General features: G+C 32.8%; 40 protein-coding genes. All 40 read left to right on the forward strand.

Annotation, left to right across the window (positions count from 1 at the left end):
* A partial coding sequence (locus tag ABDZ60_RS11450; RefSeq protein WP_486187734.1) for an EF-Tu C-terminal domain-related protein occupies positions 1 to 130 on the forward strand: 130 nt, incomplete at its 5' end.
* Positions 131 to 641: 511 nt separating this feature from the next.
* Positions 642 to 950, forward strand: coding sequence for a 30S ribosomal protein S10 (rpsJ, locus tag ABDZ60_RS11455; protein WP_008681195.1), 309 nt, complete (start codon positions 642 to 644; stop codon positions 948 to 950).
* A 78-nt stretch (positions 951 to 1,028) separates the two neighbouring features.
* Positions 1,029 to 1,658: a 50S ribosomal protein L3 gene (gene rplC / locus ABDZ60_RS11460; RefSeq protein ID WP_016205899.1), complete on the forward strand. Its 630-nt coding sequence runs from the start codon at positions 1,029 to 1,031 to the stop codon at positions 1,656 to 1,658.
* A 24-nt stretch (positions 1,659 to 1,682) separates the two neighbouring features.
* Entirely contained in the window at positions 1,683 to 2,303 is a 621-nt protein-coding gene (gene rplD, locus ABDZ60_RS11465; RefSeq protein ID WP_016205898.1) for a 50S ribosomal protein L4, read from the forward strand.
* Positions 2,303 to 2,593, forward strand: a complete 291-nt coding sequence (rplW, locus tag ABDZ60_RS11470) for a 50S ribosomal protein L23 (RefSeq protein ID WP_016205897.1) — start codon at positions 2,303 to 2,305, stop codon at positions 2,591 to 2,593. The genes rplD and rplW overlap by 1 nt, the downstream gene beginning before the upstream one ends.
* Before the next feature lie 64 nt (positions 2,594 to 2,657).
* Positions 2,658 to 3,491, forward strand: coding sequence for a 50S ribosomal protein L2 (gene rplB / locus ABDZ60_RS11475; protein ID WP_016205896.1), 834 nt, complete (start codon positions 2,658 to 2,660; stop codon positions 3,489 to 3,491).
* 68 nt (positions 3,492 to 3,559) lie between these two features.
* Positions 3,560 to 3,844 carry a 30S ribosomal protein S19 gene (gene rpsS, locus ABDZ60_RS11480; RefSeq protein ID WP_016205895.1) on the forward strand — a complete coding sequence of 95 codons (285 nt, stop codon included), beginning with the start codon at positions 3,560 to 3,562 and terminating at the stop codon, positions 3,842 to 3,844.
* A gap of 21 nt (positions 3,845 to 3,865) precedes the next feature.
* Complete coding sequence (gene rplV / locus ABDZ60_RS11485) at positions 3,866 to 4,201, forward strand: 50S ribosomal protein L22 (RefSeq protein WP_016205894.1); 336 nt, start codon at positions 3,866 to 3,868, stop codon at positions 4,199 to 4,201.
* Positions 4,202 to 4,220: 19 nt separating this feature from the next.
* Complete coding sequence (gene rpsC, locus ABDZ60_RS11490) at positions 4,221 to 4,889, forward strand: 30S ribosomal protein S3 (protein WP_016205893.1); 669 nt, start codon at positions 4,221 to 4,223, stop codon at positions 4,887 to 4,889.
* Positions 4,890 to 4,906: 17 nt separating this feature from the next.
* Positions 4,907 to 5,341 (forward strand): 50S ribosomal protein L16, encoded by a 435-nt coding sequence (gene rplP / locus ABDZ60_RS11495; RefSeq protein ID WP_016205892.1) that lies wholly within the window; start codon positions 4,907 to 4,909, stop codon positions 5,339 to 5,341.
* Positions 5,341 to 5,553: a 50S ribosomal protein L29 gene (gene rpmC / locus ABDZ60_RS11500; protein ID WP_008681185.1), complete on the forward strand. Its 213-nt coding sequence runs from the start codon at positions 5,341 to 5,343 to the stop codon at positions 5,551 to 5,553. Before rplP ends, rpmC begins: the two co-directional genes overlap by 1 nt.
* Positions 5,554 to 5,575: 22 nt before the next feature.
* The gene (gene rpsQ / locus ABDZ60_RS11505; protein WP_016205891.1) at positions 5,576 to 5,830 is read left to right on the forward strand and encodes a 30S ribosomal protein S17; all 255 of its coding nucleotides are present in this window, start codon (positions 5,576 to 5,578) and stop codon (positions 5,828 to 5,830) included.
* Positions 5,831 to 5,858: 28 nt separating this feature from the next.
* On the forward strand, positions 5,859 to 6,227 hold the full coding sequence (gene rplN, locus ABDZ60_RS11510) for a 50S ribosomal protein L14 (RefSeq protein ID WP_008681183.1): 369 nt from the start codon (positions 5,859 to 5,861) through the stop codon (positions 6,225 to 6,227).
* Positions 6,228 to 6,244: 17 nt separating this feature from the next.
* Positions 6,245 to 6,559, forward strand: coding sequence for a 50S ribosomal protein L24 (gene rplX, locus ABDZ60_RS11515; protein ID WP_016205890.1), 315 nt, complete (start codon positions 6,245 to 6,247; stop codon positions 6,557 to 6,559).
* A gap of 22 nt (positions 6,560 to 6,581) precedes the next feature.
* Positions 6,582 to 7,124, forward strand: a complete 543-nt coding sequence (gene rplE / locus ABDZ60_RS11520) for a 50S ribosomal protein L5 (protein WP_016205889.1) — start codon at positions 6,582 to 6,584, stop codon at positions 7,122 to 7,124.
* Between the two features lie 15 nt (positions 7,125 to 7,139).
* Complete coding sequence (locus tag ABDZ60_RS11525) at positions 7,140 to 7,325, forward strand: type Z 30S ribosomal protein S14 (protein ID WP_008681179.1); 186 nt, start codon at positions 7,140 to 7,142, stop codon at positions 7,323 to 7,325.
* Positions 7,326 to 7,356: 31 nt separating this feature from the next.
* A complete protein-coding gene (rpsH, locus tag ABDZ60_RS11530; RefSeq protein WP_016205888.1) occupies positions 7,357 to 7,755 on the forward strand; it encodes a 30S ribosomal protein S8 in 399 nt (132 codons plus the stop codon).
* Positions 7,756 to 7,818: 63 nt separating this feature from the next.
* Positions 7,819 to 8,361, forward strand: a complete 543-nt coding sequence (rplF, locus tag ABDZ60_RS11535) for a 50S ribosomal protein L6 (protein ID WP_016205887.1) — start codon at positions 7,819 to 7,821, stop codon at positions 8,359 to 8,361.
* Positions 8,362 to 8,381: 20 nt separating this feature from the next.
* On the forward strand, positions 8,382 to 8,744 hold the full coding sequence (rplR, locus tag ABDZ60_RS11540) for a 50S ribosomal protein L18 (RefSeq protein ID WP_016205886.1): 363 nt from the start codon (positions 8,382 to 8,384) through the stop codon (positions 8,742 to 8,744).
* 19 nt (positions 8,745 to 8,763) lie between these two features.
* Positions 8,764 to 9,261 (forward strand): 30S ribosomal protein S5, encoded by a 498-nt coding sequence (gene rpsE, locus ABDZ60_RS11545; RefSeq protein WP_016205885.1) that lies wholly within the window; start codon positions 8,764 to 8,766, stop codon positions 9,259 to 9,261.
* 12 nt (positions 9,262 to 9,273) lie between these two features.
* The gene (rpmD, locus tag ABDZ60_RS11550) at positions 9,274 to 9,453 is read left to right on the forward strand and encodes a 50S ribosomal protein L30 (protein ID WP_008681171.1); all 180 of its coding nucleotides are present in this window, start codon (positions 9,274 to 9,276) and stop codon (positions 9,451 to 9,453) included.
* Positions 9,454 to 9,474: 21 nt separating this feature from the next.
* The gene (gene rplO, locus ABDZ60_RS11555; RefSeq protein ID WP_016205884.1) at positions 9,475 to 9,915 is read left to right on the forward strand and encodes a 50S ribosomal protein L15; all 441 of its coding nucleotides are present in this window, start codon (positions 9,475 to 9,477) and stop codon (positions 9,913 to 9,915) included.
* A gap of 1 nt (position 9,916) precedes the next feature.
* Positions 9,917 to 11,191 (forward strand): preprotein translocase subunit SecY, encoded by a 1,275-nt coding sequence (secY, locus tag ABDZ60_RS11560; RefSeq protein ID WP_016205883.1) that lies wholly within the window; start codon positions 9,917 to 9,919, stop codon positions 11,189 to 11,191.
* A 22-nt stretch (positions 11,192 to 11,213) separates the two neighbouring features.
* A complete protein-coding gene (locus ABDZ60_RS11565; RefSeq protein ID WP_016205882.1) occupies positions 11,214 to 11,864 on the forward strand; it encodes an adenylate kinase in 651 nt (216 codons plus the stop codon).
* On the forward strand, positions 11,864 to 12,613 hold the full coding sequence (gene map / locus ABDZ60_RS11570) for a type I methionyl aminopeptidase (RefSeq protein ID WP_016205881.1): 750 nt from the start codon (positions 11,864 to 11,866) through the stop codon (positions 12,611 to 12,613). Before ABDZ60_RS11565 ends, map begins: the two co-directional genes overlap by 1 nt.
* Positions 12,614 to 12,664: 51 nt before the next feature.
* Entirely contained in the window at positions 12,665 to 12,976 is a 312-nt protein-coding gene (locus ABDZ60_RS11575) for a KOW domain-containing RNA-binding protein (RefSeq protein WP_343778271.1), read from the forward strand.
* Positions 12,977 to 12,983: 7 nt separating this feature from the next.
* Positions 12,984 to 13,202 carry a translation initiation factor IF-1 gene (infA, locus tag ABDZ60_RS11580; protein WP_008681165.1) on the forward strand — a complete coding sequence of 73 codons (219 nt, stop codon included), beginning with the start codon at positions 12,984 to 12,986 and terminating at the stop codon, positions 13,200 to 13,202.
* Between the two features lie 42 nt (positions 13,203 to 13,244).
* A complete protein-coding gene (gene rpmJ, locus ABDZ60_RS11585; protein ID WP_016205879.1) occupies positions 13,245 to 13,358 on the forward strand; it encodes a 50S ribosomal protein L36 in 114 nt (37 codons plus the stop codon).
* A gap of 220 nt (positions 13,359 to 13,578) precedes the next feature.
* Positions 13,579 to 13,944 carry a 30S ribosomal protein S13 gene (gene rpsM, locus ABDZ60_RS11590; protein ID WP_016205878.1) on the forward strand — a complete coding sequence of 122 codons (366 nt, stop codon included), beginning with the start codon at positions 13,579 to 13,581 and terminating at the stop codon, positions 13,942 to 13,944.
* A gap of 15 nt (positions 13,945 to 13,959) precedes the next feature.
* Entirely contained in the window at positions 13,960 to 14,352 is a 393-nt protein-coding gene (gene rpsK, locus ABDZ60_RS11595; RefSeq protein WP_016205877.1) for a 30S ribosomal protein S11, read from the forward strand.
* A 23-nt stretch (positions 14,353 to 14,375) separates the two neighbouring features.
* Complete coding sequence (gene rpsD / locus ABDZ60_RS11600; RefSeq protein ID WP_016205876.1) at positions 14,376 to 14,996, forward strand: 30S ribosomal protein S4; 621 nt, start codon at positions 14,376 to 14,378, stop codon at positions 14,994 to 14,996.
* A 102-nt stretch (positions 14,997 to 15,098) separates the two neighbouring features.
* On the forward strand, positions 15,099 to 16,046 hold the full coding sequence (locus tag ABDZ60_RS11605; RefSeq protein ID WP_046999990.1) for a DNA-directed RNA polymerase subunit alpha: 948 nt from the start codon (positions 15,099 to 15,101) through the stop codon (positions 16,044 to 16,046).
* A 14-nt stretch (positions 16,047 to 16,060) separates the two neighbouring features.
* Positions 16,061 to 16,402, forward strand: coding sequence for a 50S ribosomal protein L17 (gene rplQ / locus ABDZ60_RS11610; RefSeq protein ID WP_016205875.1), 342 nt, complete (start codon positions 16,061 to 16,063; stop codon positions 16,400 to 16,402).
* Between the two features lie 202 nt (positions 16,403 to 16,604).
* Entirely contained in the window at positions 16,605 to 17,450 is an 846-nt protein-coding gene (locus ABDZ60_RS11615) for an energy-coupling factor transporter ATPase (RefSeq protein ID WP_016205874.1), read from the forward strand.
* Positions 17,435 to 18,295 (forward strand): energy-coupling factor transporter ATPase, encoded by an 861-nt coding sequence (locus tag ABDZ60_RS11620; protein ID WP_343778276.1) that lies wholly within the window; start codon positions 17,435 to 17,437, stop codon positions 18,293 to 18,295. Before ABDZ60_RS11615 ends, ABDZ60_RS11620 begins: the two co-directional genes overlap by 16 nt.
* Before the next feature lie 11 nt (positions 18,296 to 18,306).
* A complete protein-coding gene (locus ABDZ60_RS11625; RefSeq protein WP_343778278.1) occupies positions 18,307 to 19,110 on the forward strand; it encodes an energy-coupling factor transporter transmembrane component T family protein in 804 nt (267 codons plus the stop codon).
* Positions 19,111 to 19,131: 21 nt separating this feature from the next.
* The gene (truA, locus tag ABDZ60_RS11630) at positions 19,132 to 19,866 is read left to right on the forward strand and encodes a tRNA pseudouridine(38-40) synthase TruA (RefSeq protein WP_046999992.1); all 735 of its coding nucleotides are present in this window, start codon (positions 19,132 to 19,134) and stop codon (positions 19,864 to 19,866) included.
* A gap of 180 nt (positions 19,867 to 20,046) precedes the next feature.
* A complete protein-coding gene (rplM, locus tag ABDZ60_RS11635; RefSeq protein ID WP_016205871.1) occupies positions 20,047 to 20,481 on the forward strand; it encodes a 50S ribosomal protein L13 in 435 nt (144 codons plus the stop codon).
* Positions 20,482 to 20,507: 26 nt separating this feature from the next.
* Positions 20,508 to 20,900 carry a 30S ribosomal protein S9 gene (gene rpsI, locus ABDZ60_RS11640; protein ID WP_016205870.1) on the forward strand — a complete coding sequence of 131 codons (393 nt, stop codon included), beginning with the start codon at positions 20,508 to 20,510 and terminating at the stop codon, positions 20,898 to 20,900.
* A 284-nt stretch (positions 20,901 to 21,184) separates the two neighbouring features.
* The gene (locus ABDZ60_RS11645) at positions 21,185 to 22,801 is read left to right on the forward strand and encodes a Na/Pi cotransporter family protein (RefSeq protein WP_016205869.1); all 1,617 of its coding nucleotides are present in this window, start codon (positions 21,185 to 21,187) and stop codon (positions 22,799 to 22,801) included.
* Positions 22,802 to 22,803: the final 2 nt, after the last annotated feature.

The following is a 22,803-nucleotide window of genomic DNA, read 5'->3' on the forward strand; positions in this document are numbered from 1 at the left end:
GCCAGGAGACCACATTGACATGAACGTTGAATTAATCACTCAAGTAGCAATGGATGAAGGATTAAGATTTGCTATCAGAGAAGGTGGAAGAACTGTAGGTTCTGGAGTTGTTACTAGCATAATAGAATAGTAATAAAAATAATATAAATTAAGTAATATAAATTGAATGTGATCACATTAAGAGAGTAAGGGGACGCCTTTGCTCTCTGTTTTTTTGTTTAATAATTATTTATTGTAAATGATTAATATATTATAATAAGTTAATAATAATAATGAGGCAAATATTACAAAAAAAAAGTTGTTGATAATTTAATAAAAGCAATATAAAATATATTAGCAAAGGAAATAATATTTTCGATATAATAATAAAACATGCTTTAAATTTTATCAAAAAAGGCCAAAAAACTCTTGAAAAGGCTATGTAAACATAGTATAATAAAGAAGTTGTATAGCAAACAGCGATGAGTCAGGAGGTTGCCGGACTTCCGGGTTAATTCTTGATGAGTATGTTAGGATCTAGAATCCAACGACAGGGGTTTTGTAAAACTGTGTGATTAAGTATGAAACACGTGGAGCAGTTTATAGAACATCCGCTGTTGTGCGTTAGAAGTAAAGCGTACATGAAAAGGAGGGAAACCAAGATGTCAAAACAAAAAATAAGAATCAGATTAAAGGCTTTTGATCACAATATATTAGATCAATCAGCTGAAAAAATTGTTGAAACAGCAAAGTCAACAGGAGCTAAAGTTGCAGGACCAGTTCCGCTACCAACTGAAAAAGATGTTGTTACTATATTAAGAGCTGTTCACAAGTACAAAGATTCAAGAGAGCAATTCGAAATCAGAACACACAAAAGATTAATCGATATAGTTAATCCATCACCAAAGACAGTTGATGCATTAATGAGATTAAACTTACCAGCAGGTGTTGATATCGAAATAAAGCTATAGTTAATACTTATTAAATAAACAGTTTGAACGGTTAAGATTGTTAAACAATCCGCTGATACGTTTAGGAGGTGTAAATACATGAAAAAAGCTATATTAGGAAAGAAAATTGGGATGACTCAAATTTTCGATGAAAATGGAAAAGTTGTTCCTGTAACAGTAGTAGAAGCTGGCCCATGTGTTGTTGTTCAAAAGAAAACTATCGAAAAAGATGGTTATGAAGCAATACAAGTAGGTTTTGGAGATGTTAGAGAAAAGTTAGTTAACAAGCCAAAAAAAGGTCACTATGCTAAAGCGGGAGTTTCATTAAAGAGAAAGTTAAGAGAATTAAGATTAGAAGACTGCTCAGCTTATGAAGTTGGTCAAGAAATAAAGGCTGATTTGTTTGAAGTTGGAGAAAAAGTTGATGTATCTGGAGTTTCTAAAGGAAAGGGATTCCAAGGGGTTATCAAGAGATGGAATGCTAACAGAGGACCAATGACTCACGGTTCTAAATTCCACAGAGCAGTAGGTTCTATGGGAGCTTCATCAGATCCATCAAGAACTTTCAAAAACAAGAATATGCCAGGGCATATGGGAGCTGTTAACACAACAGTATTAAACTTAGAAGTAGTTAAGATTATAGCTGAAAAGAACTTAATACTAATCAAGGGTGGTATCCCAGGACCTAATAAAGGTACAGTAGTAATAAGAAATGCAGTTAAAGCTTAATTTCTGTAGAAAGGAGGAAACAGGATGCCTACAGTAGGATTATTTAATCAAGAAGGAAAACAAGTTGGAGATATCCAATTAAACGATAATGTGTTCGGAGTTGAAGTTAACACTGATGCTATGCATCAAGTTGTAGTTGCTTTATTAGCAAACAAGAGACAAGGAACTCAATCAGCTAAGACAAGAGCTGAGGTTAGAGGAGGCGGAATCAAGCCTTGGAGACAAAAGGGAACTGGTAGAGCAAGACAAGGTTCTATTAGAGCACCACAATGGATCAAGGGTGGTATAGTGTTCGCACCAAAGCCAAGAGATTATAGAATGTCAGTACCAAAGAGCATGAGAAGAGTAGCTATGAAGTCTGCTTTAACTAGTAAAGTTCAAGACGGACAAATGGTAGTACTTGAAACATTAGCATTCGAAGCTCCAAAGACTAAGAAAATGGTTGAGGTTTTAAAAGCATTTGATGCTAAGAAAACTTTAATAGTAACTGGAGAAGCTAATGAAGTACTTTACAAATCAGCTAGAAATATTGCTGACGTACAAATTATGCCAGTTAACAACATCAATGTTTATGATTTATTAAAGTTTGAGAAATTAATCATAACTAAGGATGCTGTATCAAAAATCGAGGAGGTGTACGCATAATGACAAGCTACGATATAATAAGAAAGCCTGTTATCACTGAAAAAAGTATGACTGCTATGGCAGACAAAAAGTACACTTTCATAGTTCAAATTAATGCAAACAAAGTTCAAATTAAAAAGGCTGTAGAAGAAATCTTCGGCGTTAAGGTTGAAAAAGTTCAAACAATAAGAACTATGGGAAAAACAAAGAGAATGGGCGTACATGTAGGAAAGAGAGCAGACTTCAAGAAAGCTGTTATCACTTTAACAGAAGACAGCAAGAACATTGAATTCTTTGAAGGAATGCAATAACGCGAATAAAGCGTATTATTGGTATTTAAATACCAGAGAAGCTTAAAGTAAGGAGGGAATTTACATGGCAGTTAAAAAGTTTAGACCAACTACCCCATCAAGAAGAGAAATGACAATGGCTACTTTTGAAGAAGTTACAACAAGTACACCAGAAAAATCACTTGTCGTTTCACTAAGCAAAACTGGTGGTAGAAATGCTCAAGGTAAAATAACTGTTAGACACCACGGTGGTGGAGCTAAGAGAAAATATAGAATAATAGATTTCAAGAGAAATAAGGATGGTGTTCCAGCAAAGGTTGCTACAATAGAATACGATCCAAATAGAACAGCGTACATTGCATTAGTTGTATATGCTGATGGTGATAAGAGATATATAATAGCTCCAGTTGGATTAAAGGTTGGAGATGTTATAGTTTCAGGTCCAGATGCTGATATTAAAGCAGGAAACGCTCTTCCATTAAAGAACATACCAGTAGGTACTTTTGTTCATAATGTAGAATTACAAATCGGTAAAGGTGCTCAAATGGTAAGATCAGCTGGTACTACAGCTCAATTAATGGCTAAAGAAGGAAATTATGCAACGCTAAGATTACCTTCAGGCGAAATGAGATATGTAAGAATAGAATGTAGAGCTACAATCGGAACTGTATCAAATGCTACTAACGATATAATAAATATCGGTAAAGCAGGTAGAAAGAGACATATGGGATGGAGACCTACAGTTAGAGGTTCTGTAATGAACCCTTGCGATCACCCTCACGGTGGTGGAGAAGGTAGATCACCAATTGGTAGACCGAGTCCAGTTACTCCATGGGGTAAACCAGCACTTGGATACAAGACAAGAAAGAATAAGAAGTATTCTGACAGATTCATAATAAAGAGAAGAAACGATAAGTAGCATGAAGAGAATAAAAATTTCTCTTCATGGCTTGTCAGCCTAGAGATTATGAAGGGAGGCAAATTATAGTGAGTAGATCAACAAAAAAAGGACCTTTTGTACATGAAGGACTTTTAAAGAAAATTGAGGAAATGAATGTTAGTGGAGATAAGAAGGTTGTTAAAACTTGGTCAAGAAGTTCAACAATATTCCCACAAATGATCGGTCATACAATTGCTGTTCACGATGGAAGAAAGCATGTTCCAGTTTTCATAAGTGAAGACATGGTAGGACATAAGCTTGGTGAGTTCGCTTTAACAAGAACTTACAGAGGACACGATTATGACGAAAAAGCAGCAAGAAAAAGAAAGTAATCCCGGAAAGGAGGAACATAAATGGAAGCTAGAGCTATAGCTAAATATGTTAGAATGTCTCCAACAAAAGTAGGAGTAGTTCTTGATTTAATAAGAGGAAAAAATATTCAAGAGGCTTTCGCTATTTTACAATATACTCCAAAAGATGCAGCTGTTGCAATAAACAAAGTTTTAAAATCAGCTGTTGCTAATGCAGAAAATAATCATGAGATGGACGTAGAAAGATTATATGTAGCAGAAGCATTCGTTGGTGCAGGTCCAACACTAAAGAGATTTAGACCAATGGATCACGGAAAAGCATTTAGAATTAACAAAAGAACAAGTAACATTACACTTGTAGTTAAAGAAAGAGCTTAGAAAGAAGGAGGGAAATCAAGTGGGTCAAAAAGTACATCCTCACGGACTTAGAGTAGGAGTTATCAAAGATTGGGATGCTAAATGGTATGCTTCAAAGAAGAATTTTGCAGACAATCTAATAGAAGATAACAAAATCAGAGAATTCGTAAAGAAAGAACTTTTCTCAGCTGGTATTTCAAAGATTGAAATTGAAAGAGCTGCTAAGAGAGTTAAGTTAAATATATATACTGCTAAACCAGGTGTTATCATCGGAAAAGGTGGAGCAGGAATAGAAGCTTTAAAAGCTAAATTAGCAAACTTAGTTAATAATAAAAATTTATTAATTAATATAGTGGAAGTTAAAAATGCTGAAGCTGATGCTCAATTAATGGCAGAAAATATTGCTGCACAATTAGAAAAAAGAGTATCTTTCAGAAGAGCTATGAAACAAAGCATTCAAAGAGCTATGAGACTTGGAGCTAAAGGTGTTAAGACAGCTTGCTCAGGTAGATTAGGTGGTGCTGAAATAGCAAGAACTGAACAATATCATGAAGGAACAATTCCACTACAAACTTTAAGAGCAGATATCGATTATGGATTTGCAGAAGCTGATACAACTTACGGAAAGATCGGTGTAAAAGTTTGGGTTTATAATGGAGAAGTTCTTCCAACTAAAAAAGTTGAAAAGAAGGAAGAAGTTAACGCGTAAGAAAGGAGGAATTAGTCATGTTAATGCCTAAGAGAGTTAAGCATCGTAAGGTACAACGTGGTAGAATGAAAGGAAAAGCTACAAGAGGTAATTTCCTTGCATATGGAGATTTTGGTATTCAAGCTACAAATTGTGGTTGGATAACTAGTAATCAAATAGAATCTGCCAGAATTGCTATAAACAGATATATCAGAAGAGGAGGAAAACTTTGGATAAAGATTTTCCCAGATAAGCCAGTAACTGAAAAACCAGCTGAAACAAGAATGGGTTCAGGTAAAGGTTCACCAGAATATTGGGTAGCAGTAGTTAAACCTGGTAGAGTTTTATTCGAGTTATCAGGAGTTAATGAAGAAGTTGCAAGAGAAGCTATGAGACTTGCATCACACAAGCTTCCTGTAAAGTGTAAATTCGTTACAAGAAGAGATTTTGAGGAAATGGGTGGTGAAGAATAATGAAGGCTAGAGAATTAAAAGAATTAAGAGCAAATAATCCTCAAGATTTAAAGGTTAAATTAAATGACCTTAAGGCTGAATTATTCAACTTAAGATTTCAATTAGCTACAGGTCAATTAGAAAATCCTATGAGAATAAGAGAAGTAAAAAAATCTATAGCCCAAATCAAAACCATCATAAGAGAAGAAGAGATCAGGGCTTTCGAGCAGTAAATCTGAAAGGAGGTAACTCTTAATGGAAAGAGGATTAAGAAAGAAAAAAATAGGTAGAGTTGTTTCAGATAAAATGGATAAGACAATAGTTGTCGCTGTTGAAACTAAGGTTAGACATCCACTATATGGAAAAACTGTTAATAGAACAACTAAGTTTAAGGCTCATGATGAAAACAATGAAGCTAAAATTAATGATAGAGTTTTAATTATGGAAACTAGACCATTATCTAAGGATAAGAGATGGAGACTTGTTGAAATAGTTGAAAAGGCTAAATAGGCTTTAAGACTGAAAGGAGGGTAATTCAATGATACAACAACAAACCTTATTAAAGGTAGCAGATAACTCAGGTGCAAAAGAAATCATGTGCATAAGAGTTTTAGGCGGATCAAAAAGAAAGTTCGGTAACATTGGAGATGTAATAGTTGCTAGCGTTAAAAGTGCAACACCAGGCGGAGTTGTTAAAAAAGGAGACGTTGTAAAAGCTGTTATAGTTAGATCAGTTAGAGGATTAAGAAGAGCTGATGGTTCATATATAAAGTTTGATGAAAATGCAGCTGTTATTATAAAGGATGATAAGCAACCAAGAGGAACTCGTATCTTCGGACCAGTTGCTAGGGAGCTAAGAGATAACGAATTTAACAAGATTTTATCATTAGCACCTGAAGTTCTATAATAGAGGAGGTGTCTCATTTGAAGGTACATGTTAGAAAGAACGACAAAGTTGTAGTTGTTTCAGGTAAAGACAAAGGAAAAACTGGTGAAGTTTTAAAAGTATATCCTAAGACAGGCAAAGTTATTGTTCAAGGAGTTAATATAGTTAAAAAGCACCAAAAGCCAACTAGAGCTAATGCTCAAGGTGGAATCATAGAAAGAGAAGGAGCTATATACAGCTCAAAAGTTATGTTATACTGCACAAAGTGCAAAAATGCTACAAGAGTAAGCAATAAAATCTTAGAAGACGGTACTAAGGTTAGAGTTTGTAAGAAGTGTGGAGAAACATTCTAGAATCTGAAAGGAGGTACTAATTATGACAACAAGACTTCAAGAAAAGTATCAAAAAGAAGTAATTCCAGCTATGATTGAAAAGTTCGGATATAAAAATATAATGGAAGTTCCAAAGCTTGAAAAGATAGTTATCAACATGGGAGTTGGAGAAGCTAAGGACAATCAAAAAATATTAGAAGCTGCAATGAATGATTTAACAATAATTGCAGGTCAAAAGCCAATCTTAACTAGAGCAAAGAAATCAGTTGCTAACTTTAAAATAAGAGAAAATATGGCTTTAGGATGTAAGGTTACATTAAGAAAAGCAAAGATGTATGAATTTGCTGATAAATTAATGGCTATTGCTCTTCCAAGAGTTAGAGATTTCAGAGGAGTTTCAAGCAAAGCCTTTGATGGTAGAGGAAACTACTCACTAGGAGTAAAAGAGCAATTAATATTCCCAGAAATTGAATACGATAAAATCGATAAGGTTAGAGGAATGGATATCATCTTCGTTACATCAGCTAACACTGACGAAGAAGCAAGAGAATTATTAAGATTCCTTGGTATGCCATTTGCTCAATAATAAGGAGGGAAAACCGTGGCACGTAAAGCTATTATTGAAAAGTGGAAAAAAGAACCTAAATATAAAACAAGAGCTTATACAAGATGCAGAATATGTGGAAGACCACATTCAGTATTAAAGAAGTTTGGTATTTGCCGTATATGTTTTAGAGAACTTGCTTACAAGGGTCAAATCCCTGGTTGTAAGAAAGCAAGTTGGTAAAAAACTGATGTAGTGAAAGGAGGCACATTAAATGGTTATGACAGATCCTATCGCAGATTTGCTAACACGTATTAGAAATGCAAATGCTGTAAGACATGAAGTAGTAGAAGTTCCTTCATCAAATATGAAGAAGGCTGTTGCAAATATATTATTACAAGAGGGATATATTAAAGAATTAGAGGAATATAACGATGGTGTTGTTCCAATGTTAAGAATATCTCTTAAGTATGGCGCAGATAAAGAAAGAGTTATAACTGGTATAAAGAGAATATCTAAACCAGGACTAAGAGTTTACTGCAAGAAAGACGAAATTCCAAAGGTATTAAGCGGACTAGGTATCGCTATAATATCAACTTCATCAGGTTTATTAGTTGATAGAGAAGCAAGAAAAGCTGGATTAGGCGGAGAAGTAGTTTGCTACGTTTGGTAATATCCAAGGTAGAAAGTAAGTAAATTAACATATATCAGAACAAGTAAAACAGGAGGTGCGATTATGTCAAGAGTAGGTAGATTACCTATAGCTATACCTGCAGGCGTAACTGTAGCTGTTACAGCGGAAAATGTTGTTTCAGTTAAGGGTCCAAAGGGCGAACTTGTTAAAGCTATGAATAAAGACATGAATATAGCAGTTGAAAACAACCAAGTTGTTGTAACTAGACCTAGCGATCAAAAAGAGCACAGAGCTCTTCATGGTTTAACTAGAGCATTAATCAACAACATGATAATCGGAGTTGAAAAAGGATTTGAAAAGAACTTAGAATTAATAGGTGTTGGTTATAGAGCTCAATTACAAGGCAAGAAGCTTGTAATGAACTTAGGATATTCACATCCAGTTGAAATAGAACCAATCGAAGGTGTAACTTTCGAAACTCCAGCTGCAACAAAAGTTGTTGTTAAGGGAATCGATAAGGAAAAGGTTGGAGCAGCTGCGGCTGATATAAGATCATGGAGAAAGCCTGAACCATATAAGGGTAAGGGAATTAAGTATGATAACGAAGTAATCAGACGTAAAGAAGGTAAAACTGGTAAGAAATAATAGAAAGGAGTGAAACCTTTATGTTCAAGAAGGTAGACAGAAAAGCTAGTAGAGAAAGACGTCACCTAAGAGTACGTAAGAAAATTTCTGGTACTCCTGAAAGACCAAGACTTTCAGTATATAGAAGTGAAAAAAATATATATGCTCAAATTATAGATGATGTTAATTCAGTAACTTTAGTTGCAGCTTCAAGCTTAGATAAAGCAGTAGATGTTAAAGTAGGCGGAAATAAAGAAGCAGCTAAGTTGGTTGGTGAATTAATAGCTAAGAAAGCTTTAGAAAAGGGAATTTCAGAAGTTGTATTCGATAGAGGTGGATACGTATATCACGGAAGAGTTCAAACTTTAGCTGAAGCTGCTAGAGAAGCAGGCTTAAAATTCTAATAAACAAGGAGGGAAATACATGAGAATCGATCCTAGCACACTAGACCTTAAGGAAAAGGTTGTTAACATAAACAGAGTAACTAAGGTTGTTAAGGGTGGTAGAAACTTCAGATTCAGCGCTTTAGTAGTTGTAGGTGACGAAAACGGACACGTAGGCGTTGGAATGGGTAAGTCAATAGAAATCCCAGAAGCAATTAAAAAAGGAATAGAAGATGCTAAGAAAAACTTAGTAAGTGTTGCAATAGTTGGAACAACTGTTCCTCATCAAATATATGGAAAGTTCGGAACTGGAAAAGTTCTTATAATGCCAGCTAAGGAAGGTACAGGAGTTATCGCTGGAGGTCCAGCAAGATCTGTATTAGAATTAGCAGGATTAAAGGATGTTAGAGCTAAGTCATTAGGTTCAAACAATCCTAAAAACATGGTAAGTGCTACAATCAACGGTTTAGCAAACTTAAGAACAGCTGAAGATATAGCTAAATTAAGAGGCAAAACTGTAGAAGAAATTTTAGGTTAGGAGGGAAAAGCAATGGCAAAGATTAAAGTTACTCTAGTAAAGAGTTTAATTGGAAGAAAAAAAGACCATATTGCTACTGCACATGCCCTTGGACTTAAGAAGATCGGTAAGACAGTAGAACATGAAGAAACTCCTCAAATCAGAGGAATGATCAACAAAGTTGACTACCTACTAAAAGTAGAAGAAGTTTAATAAGAGGAGGTGCATTGAGTAATGAAACTTCATGAATTAAAACCAGCAGAAGGAAGTAAAAAAGCTCCAAAGAGAGTTGGTAGAGGTACTGGTTCAGGTTTAGGTAGAAATGCCGGAAAAGGTGAAAAAGGCCAAAATGCTAGATCAGGCGGCGGAGTAAGACCAGGATTTGAAGGCGGTCAAATGCCATTATACAGAAGACTTCCTAAGAGAGGATTCACAAATATATTTGCTAAACAATATGTTAGTATTAACGTTGATAGATTAAATATATTTGAAAATGGAACAGAAATAACACCAGAAGTTTTACTTGAAAGAAGAGTAATAAGTAAGGTAAAAGACGGAGTTAAGATTTTAGGAAATGGGACATTAGAGAAGAGCCTAACTGTTAAAGGATGTAAGTTCTCAAAATCAGCGGCTGAGAAGATAGAAGCAGCTGGAGGAAAAGTTGAGGTGATTTAGTATGCTATCAACCCTACGTAATGCCTGGAAGGTTCCCGAATTAAAAAAGAGATTTTTATGGACTATATGTTTAATTGCAATTTTCAGGATAGGAACGCATATTCCTGTTCCTGGAATTAGCACTGATGTTCTAAAAGATTTAGCTAGTAGCGGAACTATATTTGGTTTCTACGATTTATTATCTGGTGGAGCATTTAGACAATTTAGTATATTTGCTTTAAGTGTAACGCCATACATTAACGCTTCGATTATAGTTCAATTATTGACTATAGCGATACCATCTTTAGAACAACTTTCTAAAGAGGGTGAAGAAGGAAGAAAGAAGATACAAAAGATAACGAGAATATTATCTATATTTATAGGATTTATTCTTGCTTTTGGAACATATAGTATGGTTGCCGCAAAAGGTGCAACAGCTGGAATGCAGTTTACTTCTGTAATAGTTGTATTAATAGCACTAGTTGCAGGTTCAACATTCTGTATGTGGTTAGGTGATCAAATCACAGCTAAAGGTTTTGGAAATGGTATATCCATATTAATATTCGTGAATATAGTATCTCAGTTACCTATCACTTTAATGTCATTATTTACATTAAAGGATCAAGGAAAAATTACTATAATTGAAATTTTACTATTTGTAGTTTTTGCAATTGTATTATTAGGAATCGTAATATTCTTCTCATTAGCAGAAAGAAGAATTCCAGTTCAATATGCTGGTAAAGCTGTTGGAAACAAAGTTATGAGAGGGCAAAGTACTCACATACCTTTAAGTATAATTGGATCAGCTGTTATAGCAATAATATTTGCTATGTCAGTTATGATGTTTCCTAGAACCATTGCAGAATTTTTCCCAGGTCATGATTGGGCAGTATGGATAACAAGCAATAAATATAGTATATTTAATGAAAAAACTTGGATGTATCCAGTTGTTTATTCAATATTAACTATATTCTTTACTTGGTTCTATACACAAATCACATTTAAACCTGATGAAATGGCAGAAAATCTTCATAAGTCAGCAGGATTTGTACCAGGAATAAGACCGGGAGATGCAACTGAAAAGTATTTTGAAAAGGTACTTACTAAAGTATCACTAGTTGGAGGATTATTTGCTGCAATACTAGCAATATTACCAATTGTTATTTCAAATACACAGTTACAAGGAATTCAATTTGGTGGTACATCATTATTAATTATGGTTGGGGTTGGGCTTGATTTTTCAAGACAATTAGATTCACAATTAGTAATGAGACATTATCAAGGATTCTTAAAATAGATTAATAATGGAGATGATGCCCGTGAAGATAGTATTATTAGGTCCTCCTGGAGCAGGAAAGGGAACACAGGCAAAATCAATTAGTAATAGATACTCAATACCACATATTTCAACAGGAGATATATTCAGAAAAAATATTTCTGAAAACACTCCGTTAGGAATAGAAGCTAAGAAGCACATCGATAAAGGACAGTTAGTACCAGATGAAGTTACTATTAATATGGTAAAAGATAGGCTGCAACAAGATGATTGTAAGAATGGATACTTATTAGACGGGTTTCCAAGGACAGTTAATCAAGCAGAAGCACTTCAAGAATTTCTTTCATTAAGAAATGAAAATCTTGATACAGCGTTACTAATTGAAGTACCTACTGGATTTATATTAGAAAGAATGACAGGTAGAAGAGTGTGTCCATCATGTGGAGCTAGCTATCATATAAAATTTAATCCACCAACAGTTGCAGGAAAATGTGATGTTTGTGGAAGTGATATAATCCAAAGAAAAGATGATACAGAAGAAACTGTATCTGAAAGACTTGATGTGTATGAGAGACAAACGCAACCACTGATTGATTTTTATAAAGAAAGAAACTTACTTTCAATTGTAGAAGGAACAAAAGCTATTAACGAAGTATTTGAAGGTATCTGTAATATATTAGGGAGTGTTGAATAATGATAATCATTAAAAACAACAAGGAAATTGACCTAATGAGAGAAGCAGGTAAATTAGTAGCAGAAACATTACTACTAGTTGAGGAAAAAGTAAGACCAGGAATAACTACTGCTGAAATAGACAGGATAGCAGAAGAATTTATAACTAAGCATGGAGCAAAGCCATCATTTAAAGGCTTATATGGTTTTCCGGCTTCACTATGTATATCTGTTAACGAGCAAGTAGTTCATGGGATCCCAGGAGGTTATGTATTAAAAGATGGAGATATAATTAGTATAGACTGTGGGGCTTATCTTAATGGCTTTCATGGAGATGCAGCAAGAACACTTGCAGTAGGAAATGTAAGCGAAGAAGCTAAGAAATTAATTAAAGTAACTGAAGAAAGTTTCTTTAAGGGCATAGAATATGCTAAGATTGGTAATAGACTTACTGATATATCACATGAAATACAATGCTACGTAGAAGCTTCAGGTTTCTCTGTAGTAAGAGATTTCGTAGGACACGGTATAGGTAGAGTTGTACACGAAGATCCAGAGGTTCCTAACTTTGGTAAGTCTGGTAAGGGACCAAAATTGGTTAAAGGAATGACTTTAGCTATTGAACCTATGGTTAACATAGGTAATTATAGGGTTAAAACATTAAGTAATGACTGGACTGTAGTAACTAGTGATGGAAGTCTATCTGCACACTACGAAAATACTATTGTAATTTTACCAGATGGACCCGAAATATTAACACTAATTAAATAAGTGTTGCTTAGTTATAAATTCGCATGATACCAAAAGGTGGCTTGTAGATTTATGGCTAAGGTAATCATCGAGGTGAAAAGTTTGCAAAACAATGACTTAATTGGGAAGGTGGTTCTTTCAAAAACAGGAAGAGATAAAAATCATTTATATGTTGTAATAGGGCATTTAAGTGATAATTATGTAATTCTTAGTAATGGGAGCACTAAAACAGTTCAGATGCCTAAAAAGAAGAGTTTAAAGCATATAGATGTTTTAGATGATGTAGATGATGAGATTAAAGAATCTATCATATCAAAGGATAGAGGTACTGATTTAAAAATAAAAAAAATTCTAAAACTTAAAGGCATTGTTAAGGAGGGTTGATTACCTTATGTCAAAAGATGATGTAATAGAAATGCAAGGTACAGTACTAGAATCTCTACCAAATGCTATGTTCCAAGTTGAACTAGAGAGTGGTCACAAGATTCTAGCACATATATCAGGAAAATTAAGAATGAACTTCATAAGAATTCTACCAGGAGATAAGGTTACTATAGAACTTTCTCCATATGATTTAACAAGAGGTAGAATTACATGGAGAGCTAAATAACAGTGGAAAAACTACCACGAAGTATTACAAGGAGGGTTAGCGATGAAAGTAAGACCATCAGTTAAGCCTATTTGCGAAAAGTGCAAGATTATAAGAAGAAAAGGAAAAGTAATGGTTATCTGTGAAAATCCTAAGCACAAGCAAAAACAAGGCTAATACAATAAAAGTATAGGCAAAAAAGTATTATTTTACTATGTAAAATTTATTGACTTTTAACTTAAAGTCAAATATGATTATATAGGCATTTAATTAAGTAGATAAATTTTAGGTGCGGCTGACAGTAGAGTAATTCTCTACTGACCTATAATTTTATTATATAAATACACACATATAATTAAAGTTGTATGCATTTCAATATCAGGAGGTGTAAGTTTTAATGGCAAGAATTTCAGGAGTAGACCTACCAAGAGAAAAAAGAGTTGAAATAGGTCTAACATATATATATGGTATAGGACTTTCTACTTCACATAAGATTTTAGCAGAAACAGGAGTTAATCCTGATACAAGAGTTAAGGATCTTACTGAAGAGGAAGTAACAAAAATCAGAGAATACGTAAAGACTTTAACAATTGAAGGTGACTTAAGAAGAGAAGTTGCATTAAATATTAAAAGATTAGTAGAAATTGGATGTTATAGAGGAATTAGACATAGAAAAGGTCTTCCAGTTAGAGGACAAAAAACTAAGACTAATGCTAGAACTAGAAAAGGTCCAAAGAAAACTATCGCAAATAAGAAGAAGTAGTGAGGAGGGAATTCGATGGCTCAAAAAGTTAAAAAGACTAGAAGAAGAAAAGAAAGAAAGAACGTTGAGCATGGTGCTGCACACATCAAATCAACTTTCAATAACTCAATAGTTACTTTAACTGATGCAGTAGGAAATGCTTTATCATGGTCAAGTGCGGGAGCTTTAGGCTTCAGAGGATCAAGAAAGAGTACTCCATTCGCAGCTCAAATGGCAGCAGAAACAGCAGCTAAAGCAGCTATGGAACACGGATTAAAAAGTATAGAAGTGTATGTAAAGGGACCAGGTGCTGGAAGAGAAGCAGCTATAAGATCTTTACAAGCAGCGGGATTAGAAGTAACTTTAATTAAAGATGTTACTCCAATTCCACACAACGGATGTAGACCACCAAAGAGAAGAAGAGTCTAGTATTCATATAGGAGGTGTAATTAATGGCAAGATATACTGGAGCTACATGTAGATTATGTAGAAGAGAAGGTATGAAGTTATTCCTTAAAGGGGATAGATGTTATACAGATAAATGTGCTTTTGTTAGAAGAAGTTATGCACCAGGACAACATGGAGCAGCTAAGAAAAAATTATCTAACTACGGCGTACAATTAAGAGAAAAGCAAAAAGCTAGAAGAATATACGGAGTATTAGAAAGCCAATTCAGAACTTATTATGAAAAGGCTGATCATATGAAAGGTATCACTGGTGAAAACTTACTTAAGTTATTAGAAATGAGATTAGATAACGTTGTTTATAGATTAGGTTATGGTGCATCTAGAGCTGAAGCTAGACAATTAGTTACTCATGGACATTTCTTAGTAAATGGTAAGAAAGTTGATATTCCTTCATACAAAGTTTCTGTTAACGATGAAATTTTAGTTACAGAAAAGAGTAGAGGAACTGAAAAATTCAAGACATTTATTGAAAATCCAAAGACATTACCAAAATGGTTAGAAGCAAATGTTGAAAATTATTCAGGTAAAATAGTTGCTGAACCATCAAGAGAAGACATTGACGTTCCTGTTAATGAAACTCTTATCGTTGAGTTATACAGCAAGTAATAGTTTAGTATTTGTATTGTTAAGATTATTCTTACAATACAAATATATAAGCAGTTGCCCTCAGAATAATGTTGCCATTTAAAATATAAGGAGGGTTTGTGCATGTTAGAAATAGAAAAGCCAATAATAGAATGTATAGAAGCAAATGAAAATGGTACTTATGGTAAATATGTAGTTGAACCGTTAGAAAGAGGATATGGTATAACGCTTGGAAATGCTCTAAGAAGAATATTATTATCATCACTACCAGGTGCAGCTCCAACTTCCGTAAAGATAGATGGAGTACTACATGAATTTTCAACTGTACAAGGTGTTAAAGAAGATGTTACAGAAATTATATTAAACATCAAATCTTTAGCATTAATTATGAATGGTGAAGGTCCAAAGACGATATATATAGATGCTCAAGGACCTGGAGAAGTTACAGGTGCAGATATTAAAACTGATGGAGATGTTGAAGTTGTTAGCAAAGATCTTCATATTGCAACATTAGATGATAATGGTAAGTTATATATGGAGATTACAGTTAATAGAGGAAGAGGATATGTTACTCAAAATAAAAATAAGAGTGAAGATCTTCCAATATCAGCTATTGCTGTAGATTCAATTTATACACCAGTAAAGAGAGTTAATTTTACTGTTGAAAATACAAGAGTTGGTCAAATTACAGACTACGATAAATTAACTTTAGAAATCTGGACTAATGGAACTATAAAAATAGATGAAGCTATAAGCTTATCTGCAAAAATTCTTATAGAACATTTCAAACTATTTATGTCATTAGGAGATAGTACTAATGATGTAGAGATTATGATAGAAAAAGAAGAAGATAAAAAAGAGAAAGTACTAGAAATGACTGTAGAAGAGTTGGATTTATCAGTTAGATCATATAACTGCTTAAAGAGAGCTGGTATAAATACAGTTCAAGAGCTTGCTGGAAAGTCAATGGATGATATGATGAAGGTAAGAAATCTAGGAAAGAAATCTTTAGAGGAAGTCGAAAGAAAGCTTAAGGAATTAGGCTTAGGATTAAGACTAAACGATGAGTAAGGAGGTAAATCCACATGGCAGGTTATCGTAAATTAGGTCGTCCTACTGACCAAAGAAGAGCTATGCTAAGAAGCCTTGTTACAAGCTTTTTAAAGCATGGTAAAATAGAAACAACTGAAACAAGAGCAAAAGAAACTAGAAAATTAGCTGAAAAGATGATTACTTTAGCAAAAAGAGGTGATCTTCACGCTAGAAGACAAGTTTTAGCTTTTGTGAATGAAGAAGAAGTAGTTCAAAACCTATTTGACAATGTTGCTCCAAAGTACGCTGAAAGAAATGGTGGATACACTAGAATGTACAAAAAGGGCCCAAGAAGAGGGGACGCAGCAGAAGTTGTTATACTTGAATTAGTGTAATATTGAGGGGATTAAGTTAGTGACTTAATCCCCATTTTACATTATAAATTTAAATATTGTATAAGAAATTATAAATTTATTATTAAAATAATTGTAATTAACTAAATGTATATTATAATATTCTTATGTTAATGTATATACACATATGAATTTTTATACAATATTTAAGATTGTAGGATAAGTAATAAGAGGAGGGCTATATATGGAAGAAACAATGATTAAATGTAATAATGTATCTTTTAAATATAGATCACATGAAGGAGAAGAAGAAAGATATGCTGTTAATGGTGTAACTTTTGAAGTTAAGAAGGGTGAATTTTTAGTTGTTTTAGGGCATAATGGTTCTGGAAAATCTACTATAGCTAAACATATGAATGCATTATTGCTTCCATCAGAAGGAACTGTTATAGTAGACAATTTAGATACTTCTAATTCTGAAAACCTATGGCGAATTAGAGCAAAGGCTGGAATGGTATTTCAAAATCCAGATAATCAATTAGTAGCAACTATAGTTGAAGAAGATGTTGCTTTTGGTCCAGAAAATCTAGGCGTTGATCCAGAAGAAATAAAAAGAAGAGTAGATGAAAGCTTAAAAAAAGTTGGTATGTATGAATATAGAAGACATGCACCACATTTGCTTTCAGGAGGACAAAAACAAAGAATAGCAATAGCAGGAATTTTGGCTATGAAACCAGAATGTATAATATTTGATGAACCTACGGCTATGCTAGATCCTTCTGGAAGAAAAGAAGTACTAAGTAATATAAAAGATATAAATGAAAGATATGGTATAACTATAGTCCTTATAACTCATTATATGGACGAAGCGGCACAAGCAGATAGGGTTATAGTTATGGATGATGGAAAAATAATTCTAGAAGGTAATCCAAGAGAAGTATTTTCAAATGTAAAAAAAATGAAGGAAATAGGATTAGATGTTCCTCAAGTTACTGAATTATGTTATGAATTAAAAAATAGTGGTATAAATATTGATACAAATATTTTAAATGTAGATGAGATGGTGAATGCGTTATGTCAATTAAGATAGAAAATTTAGTGCATATATATATGCCGAAGTCGCCTTTTGAGAAAGTGGCTTTAAATAATGTTAATTTAGAAATTAATGAAGGTGAATTTATTGCTCTTATAGGGCATACAGGATCAGGAAAATCAACACTAATTCAGCATATGAATGGATTACTTAAACCTACATCAGGAAAAATAATAGTTGATGGAGAAGATATAACAAAGCAAGGGGTAAAGCTCACTGATATAAGAAAAAAAGTTGGATTGGTATTTCAATACCCAGAATACCAATTATTTGAGGAAACGATAGAAAAAGATATAGAGTTTGGACCAAGAAATTTAGGCTTACCAGATGAGGAAATTACAAGAAGAGTAAAGAGAGCTATGAAAATGGTAGGACTAGATTATGAAGTTTATAGAAATAAGTCTCCATTTGATTTAAGCGGAGGACAAAAGAGAAGGGTAGCAATAGCAGGGGTAATTGCTATGGAGCCTAAGGTGCTTATATTAGATGAGCCGACAGCAGGATTAGATCCAAAAGGTAGAGATGATATTTTAAATCAAATTAAAATTTTACATGATGAATATAAGATGACAATTATACTAGTAAGCCATAGCATGGAGGATGTAGGAAAACTTGCGGAGAGAATAGTGGTTATGAATAAAGGAGAAATTGCTTTAGAAGGTACTCCTAATAAGGTGTTTAAAGAAATTGAGACTTTAGAAAATATAGGTTTAGCAGTGCCACAAGTAACATATCTTATGAGAGCATTAAAGAGCAAAGGGTTTAGTGTATCAGATGAAATCTATACTATTGCTCAAGGAAAACAAGAATTATTAAAAATATTAAAGGAAGTTAAAAACTAGGGGGAACAAATATGATAAAAGATATAACTATAGGGCAGTATATATCAGGTGAAACCTTTGTTCATAAGTTAGATCCTAGAACTAAAATATTAATATCAATACTATTTATTGTATCTTTATTTATAGTAGATAAGTTTGTTGGCTATATATTAATAGTTTCATTTTTAGTTTTAACTATTTATGTTTCAAAATTACCACCTAGATATTTATATAAAGGATTAAAACCAGTATTTTTTCTTATTATATTTACAGCAATTTTAAATATTTTTATGATTAAAGGTACTACAGATACAATGGTATTTGAGCTTGGGTTTATAAAAGTATATGAAGATGGATTAAAGACAGCTGCATTTATGGCATTAAGGCTTATATTTTTAATAATGGGAACATCAGCATTAACCTTAACAACGTCTCCAATTGAGTTAACAGATGGGATAGAAAGATTATTAAAGCCAATAGGAAAAGAAACAGCTCATGAGCTTGCTATGATGATGACTATAGCTTTAAGATTCATACCAACATTAATGGATGAAACAGACAAAATAATGATGGCACAAAAAGCAAGAGGAGCAGATTTTGAAACTGGTGGAATAATTCAGAAAGCAAAAAGTTTAATACCATTATTAGTGCCACTATTTATAAGTTCATTTAGAAGGGCTGATGAACTTGCATTAGCTATGGAAGCTAGAGCTTATAGAGGTGGAAATGGTAGAACAAGAATGAAGCAATTGAAATTTACGAAAAGAGATATTATTGCATTTAGTGTATTTTCTATTTTATTTATAGGAAGTTTAATAGTAAGGTTTGCTATATAAAAAGCAAAGGTGATTTTTAACATGAAAAATATCAAACTAACTTTAGAATATGATGGAACAAATTATTTAGGATGGCAAAAACAAAAAATAGGAAGCACAATTCAACAACAATTAGAAGATGCTATAAGCCTTTTAACCAATGAAAATATTGAAGTAATAGGAAGTTCAAGAACTGATGCTGGAGTTCATGCAAGAGGATTTGTAGCAAACTTTAAAACTAATAGTAATATACCTTCGAATAAATTTAGAGAAGCACTTAATTATAGATTACCAGATGATATAGTAATTTTAAAATCAGAGGAAGTACCACTGGAGTTTCATTCAAGATACAGTGCTAAGGGAAAAACATACTCATACTCTATACTAAATAGGGAAGTACCCCCAGCAGTACACAAAGATTATTTATATCATGTTAAAAAAAAGTTAGATGCAGAGATTATGAAAGAGGCGTGTAAATACTTTATAGGAACCCATGATTTTAGTGCATTTAAAAGTAGTGGGAGTTCTGTTAAAACTAATATAAGGACAATTTCAGAATTGTATATAGAAAATCATGATGATATAATAAAAATTTACATAACTGGTGATGGGTTTTTATATAATATGGTTAGAATAATAGTTGGAACATTAATTATGGTAGGAAATAAAAAGATAGATCCTTCAAATATACAAGTTATAATAGATAAAAAAAATAGGAAAGATTCAGGAATATGTGTACCCGCAACAGGTTTAGTATTAGAAAAAGTTTATTATTAAAAATTAATGATAAATAGAAATAATTAATTAAAAACTTGTTGACACACCCGTATGCGTGTATTATAATAATGTATGTTTGTTAGAATAATTTATGTATATAAGATCCACTAGCCCCGGGTCTTGACATAAAAGCAGTACTTAATAAGTAAAGCACAAATGTAAGTTCAGGGAGGGAAAAACATGAAATCATACATTGCTAAGGCACAAGAAGTTGAAAGAAAATGGTATGTTGTTGATGCTGCTGGAAAGCCACTAGGAAGAGTTGCTAGCCAAGTTGCTTCAATTTTAAGAGGAAAAAATAAACCAACATTTACACCAAATGTTGACTGTGGAGATTTCGTTATCGTAATCAATGCAGAACAAGTTGTTTTAACTGGTAAGAAGTTAGATCAAAAATTAATGAGAAAGCACAGCCTATATCCAGGTGGATTAAAAGAAACTCCATATAGAGAAGTGTTAGAAAAGAAGCCTGAATTCGCTTTCGAAGAAGCAGTAAGAAGAATGCTTCCAAATGGCGTTTTAGGAAGAAAAATGCTTAAAAAATTAAAAGTATATAGAGGTACTGAGCATGGACATGATGCTCAACAACCAGAAGTACTTGAATTAAAGTACTAATACGTGCTCGGGAGGAGGAATAAAAAATGGCAAAAGTTCAATACATGGGAACTGGAAGAAGAAAAAAATCAGTAGCAAGAGTTAGACTTGTACCAGGAAACGGTAAAGTAGTTATAAATAATAGAGAAATAGACAACTATTTCGGTTTAGAAACTTTAAGAATGATAGTTAATCAACCATTAGTTTTAACTGGAACTAAAGATAGATTTGACGTTTTAGTTAACGTTCATGGTGGTGGATTCACAGGTCAAGCTGGAGCAATAAGACACGGAATAACTAGAGCTTTAATAAAAGCTGACGAAAACTTAAAGCCAGAATTAAAGAAGGCAGGTTTTGTAACTAGAGATCCAAGAATGAAAGAAAGAAAGAAATATGGTCTTAAAAAGGCTAGAAGAGCTCCACAATTCTCAAAGAGATAATATATGGAACTTCAAAAATCCCACAATCAGTATGGTTGTGGGATTTATTTTCGTCTAACTATAATAAATAAATAGAAATACATTAATATAAGCAATTTATAATAGAAAGAGTATAAAATTTAATATAATATAAATATAAAATAAGAAGAAATATAGACTATATAGATATATATTAAAGTATATTAAAGTTATATTTATGTTAAAAACATATTAAATTACTTAACAAATGTTAAATAATAATGTAAACTAAGTTCGTAAGAATAATACTGAAAAGGAGAATTATTTTGGAATCTTTAATGATTATTATAAAATTACTTGGTGGATTGGGCTTATTTATCTATGGTATGAAGATAATGGGCGATGGTCTTGAAAATGCAGCTGGAGATGGTTTAAAATCTATATTAGAAAAGGTAACTAGAAATCCAGTAATATCAGTAGTTGTTGGAGCAATTGTTACAGCAGTTATTCAAAGTAGTAGTGCTACAACAGTAATGGTAGTAGGGTTTGTAAATGCTGGATTAATGAATCTAGCTCAAGCAGCAGGAATAATAATGGGAGCTAATATTGGTACTACAATTACAGCTCAATTAGTAGCTTTTAAATTAGATCATATTGCACCATTGTTTGTTTTCATAGGGGCATTCGTTGTTATGTTTGCTAAAGGAAAAAGAAAGAAGGATATAGGAAGTATAGTCTTAGGTTTTGGTATTTTATTTGTTGGTATGGGTCAAATGAGTAGTTCAATGAAACCTTTAACAGATTCTACTATATTTACAAACATATTAGCTGTAGTAGGGGGAAAATGGTACCTAGGAATAATGGCAGGAGCTGTTATAACAGCTATACTTCAAAGTTCATCAGCTACTACTGGAATATTAGTAGCATTAGCACTTGCAGGAAACATAAATATATATGACGTATTACCAATAATATTTGGATGCAATATAGGAACATGTATAACAGCTATGTTAGCATCTATAGGAACAACTAAAACAGCACATAAAGCAGCAATGCTTCATTTAATATTTAACTTAGTTGGAACTATATTATTTATTCCTGTATTAATCAGTGGAATTTTAGGAGATTTAGTATCTAAAATAAGTCCAGGGGATGTTAGTAGACAGATTGCAAATTCTCATACAGTATTTAATGTAGTTAATACTGTAATAATGCTGCCCCTAACTGGTGTTTTAATAAAAGTAGTAAATAAGATTATACCAGGAGATGATGAAGAGGACAGAGTTGGAGTAAAATACATAGATGATAGATTGCTAGAAACTCCAGTTATTGCAGCTGGGCAAGTAGCAAAAGAAACATTAAGAATGGCTAATAAAGCTAAGAAAGGCTTAGCTTTAGCATTAGAGGCATTTGAAAAAAATGATGAAAAATTAATAAATAAAGTATATGACAATGAAGAAATTATAAATACATTAAATGAAGCTATAACAAATTATTTAGTTAAACTTTCAAAATGCGAGTTATCAGATAAGGAGCTTAGTATTGTTGCTGCTACCTTTCATGTAATAAATGATATAGAAAGAATAGGAGATCATGCTGAAAATATAGCAGATTTAACAGCGCAAAAGATTTCGAGAAAACTTGAATATAGTGATAAGGCTATAGAGCAAATTAATAATATGTATAATAAAGTAGTAGAAACCTTAGATATAGCTATAAGTAGTTATGCTAAAAAGGATATAGAAAAAGCAAAGCAAATTAATAGTATAGAAGAAGAAGTTGATAGATTGCAAAAGAAATATAGAGAACTTCATATAAAAAGGCTTTATGATGGAACTTGTAATGCATATGCAGGTGCAATATTTTTAGATTTATTAAGTAACCTTGAAAGAATAGGCGATCATTCAACAAATATAGCAGAAAGTGTAATAGAAAATAGCTAATA

Source organism: Clostridium sartagoforme, from assembly GCF_039521405.1.
In the GTDB taxonomy this organism is placed as follows: domain Bacteria; phylum Bacillota; class Clostridia; order Clostridiales; family Clostridiaceae; genus Clostridium; species Clostridium sartagoforme.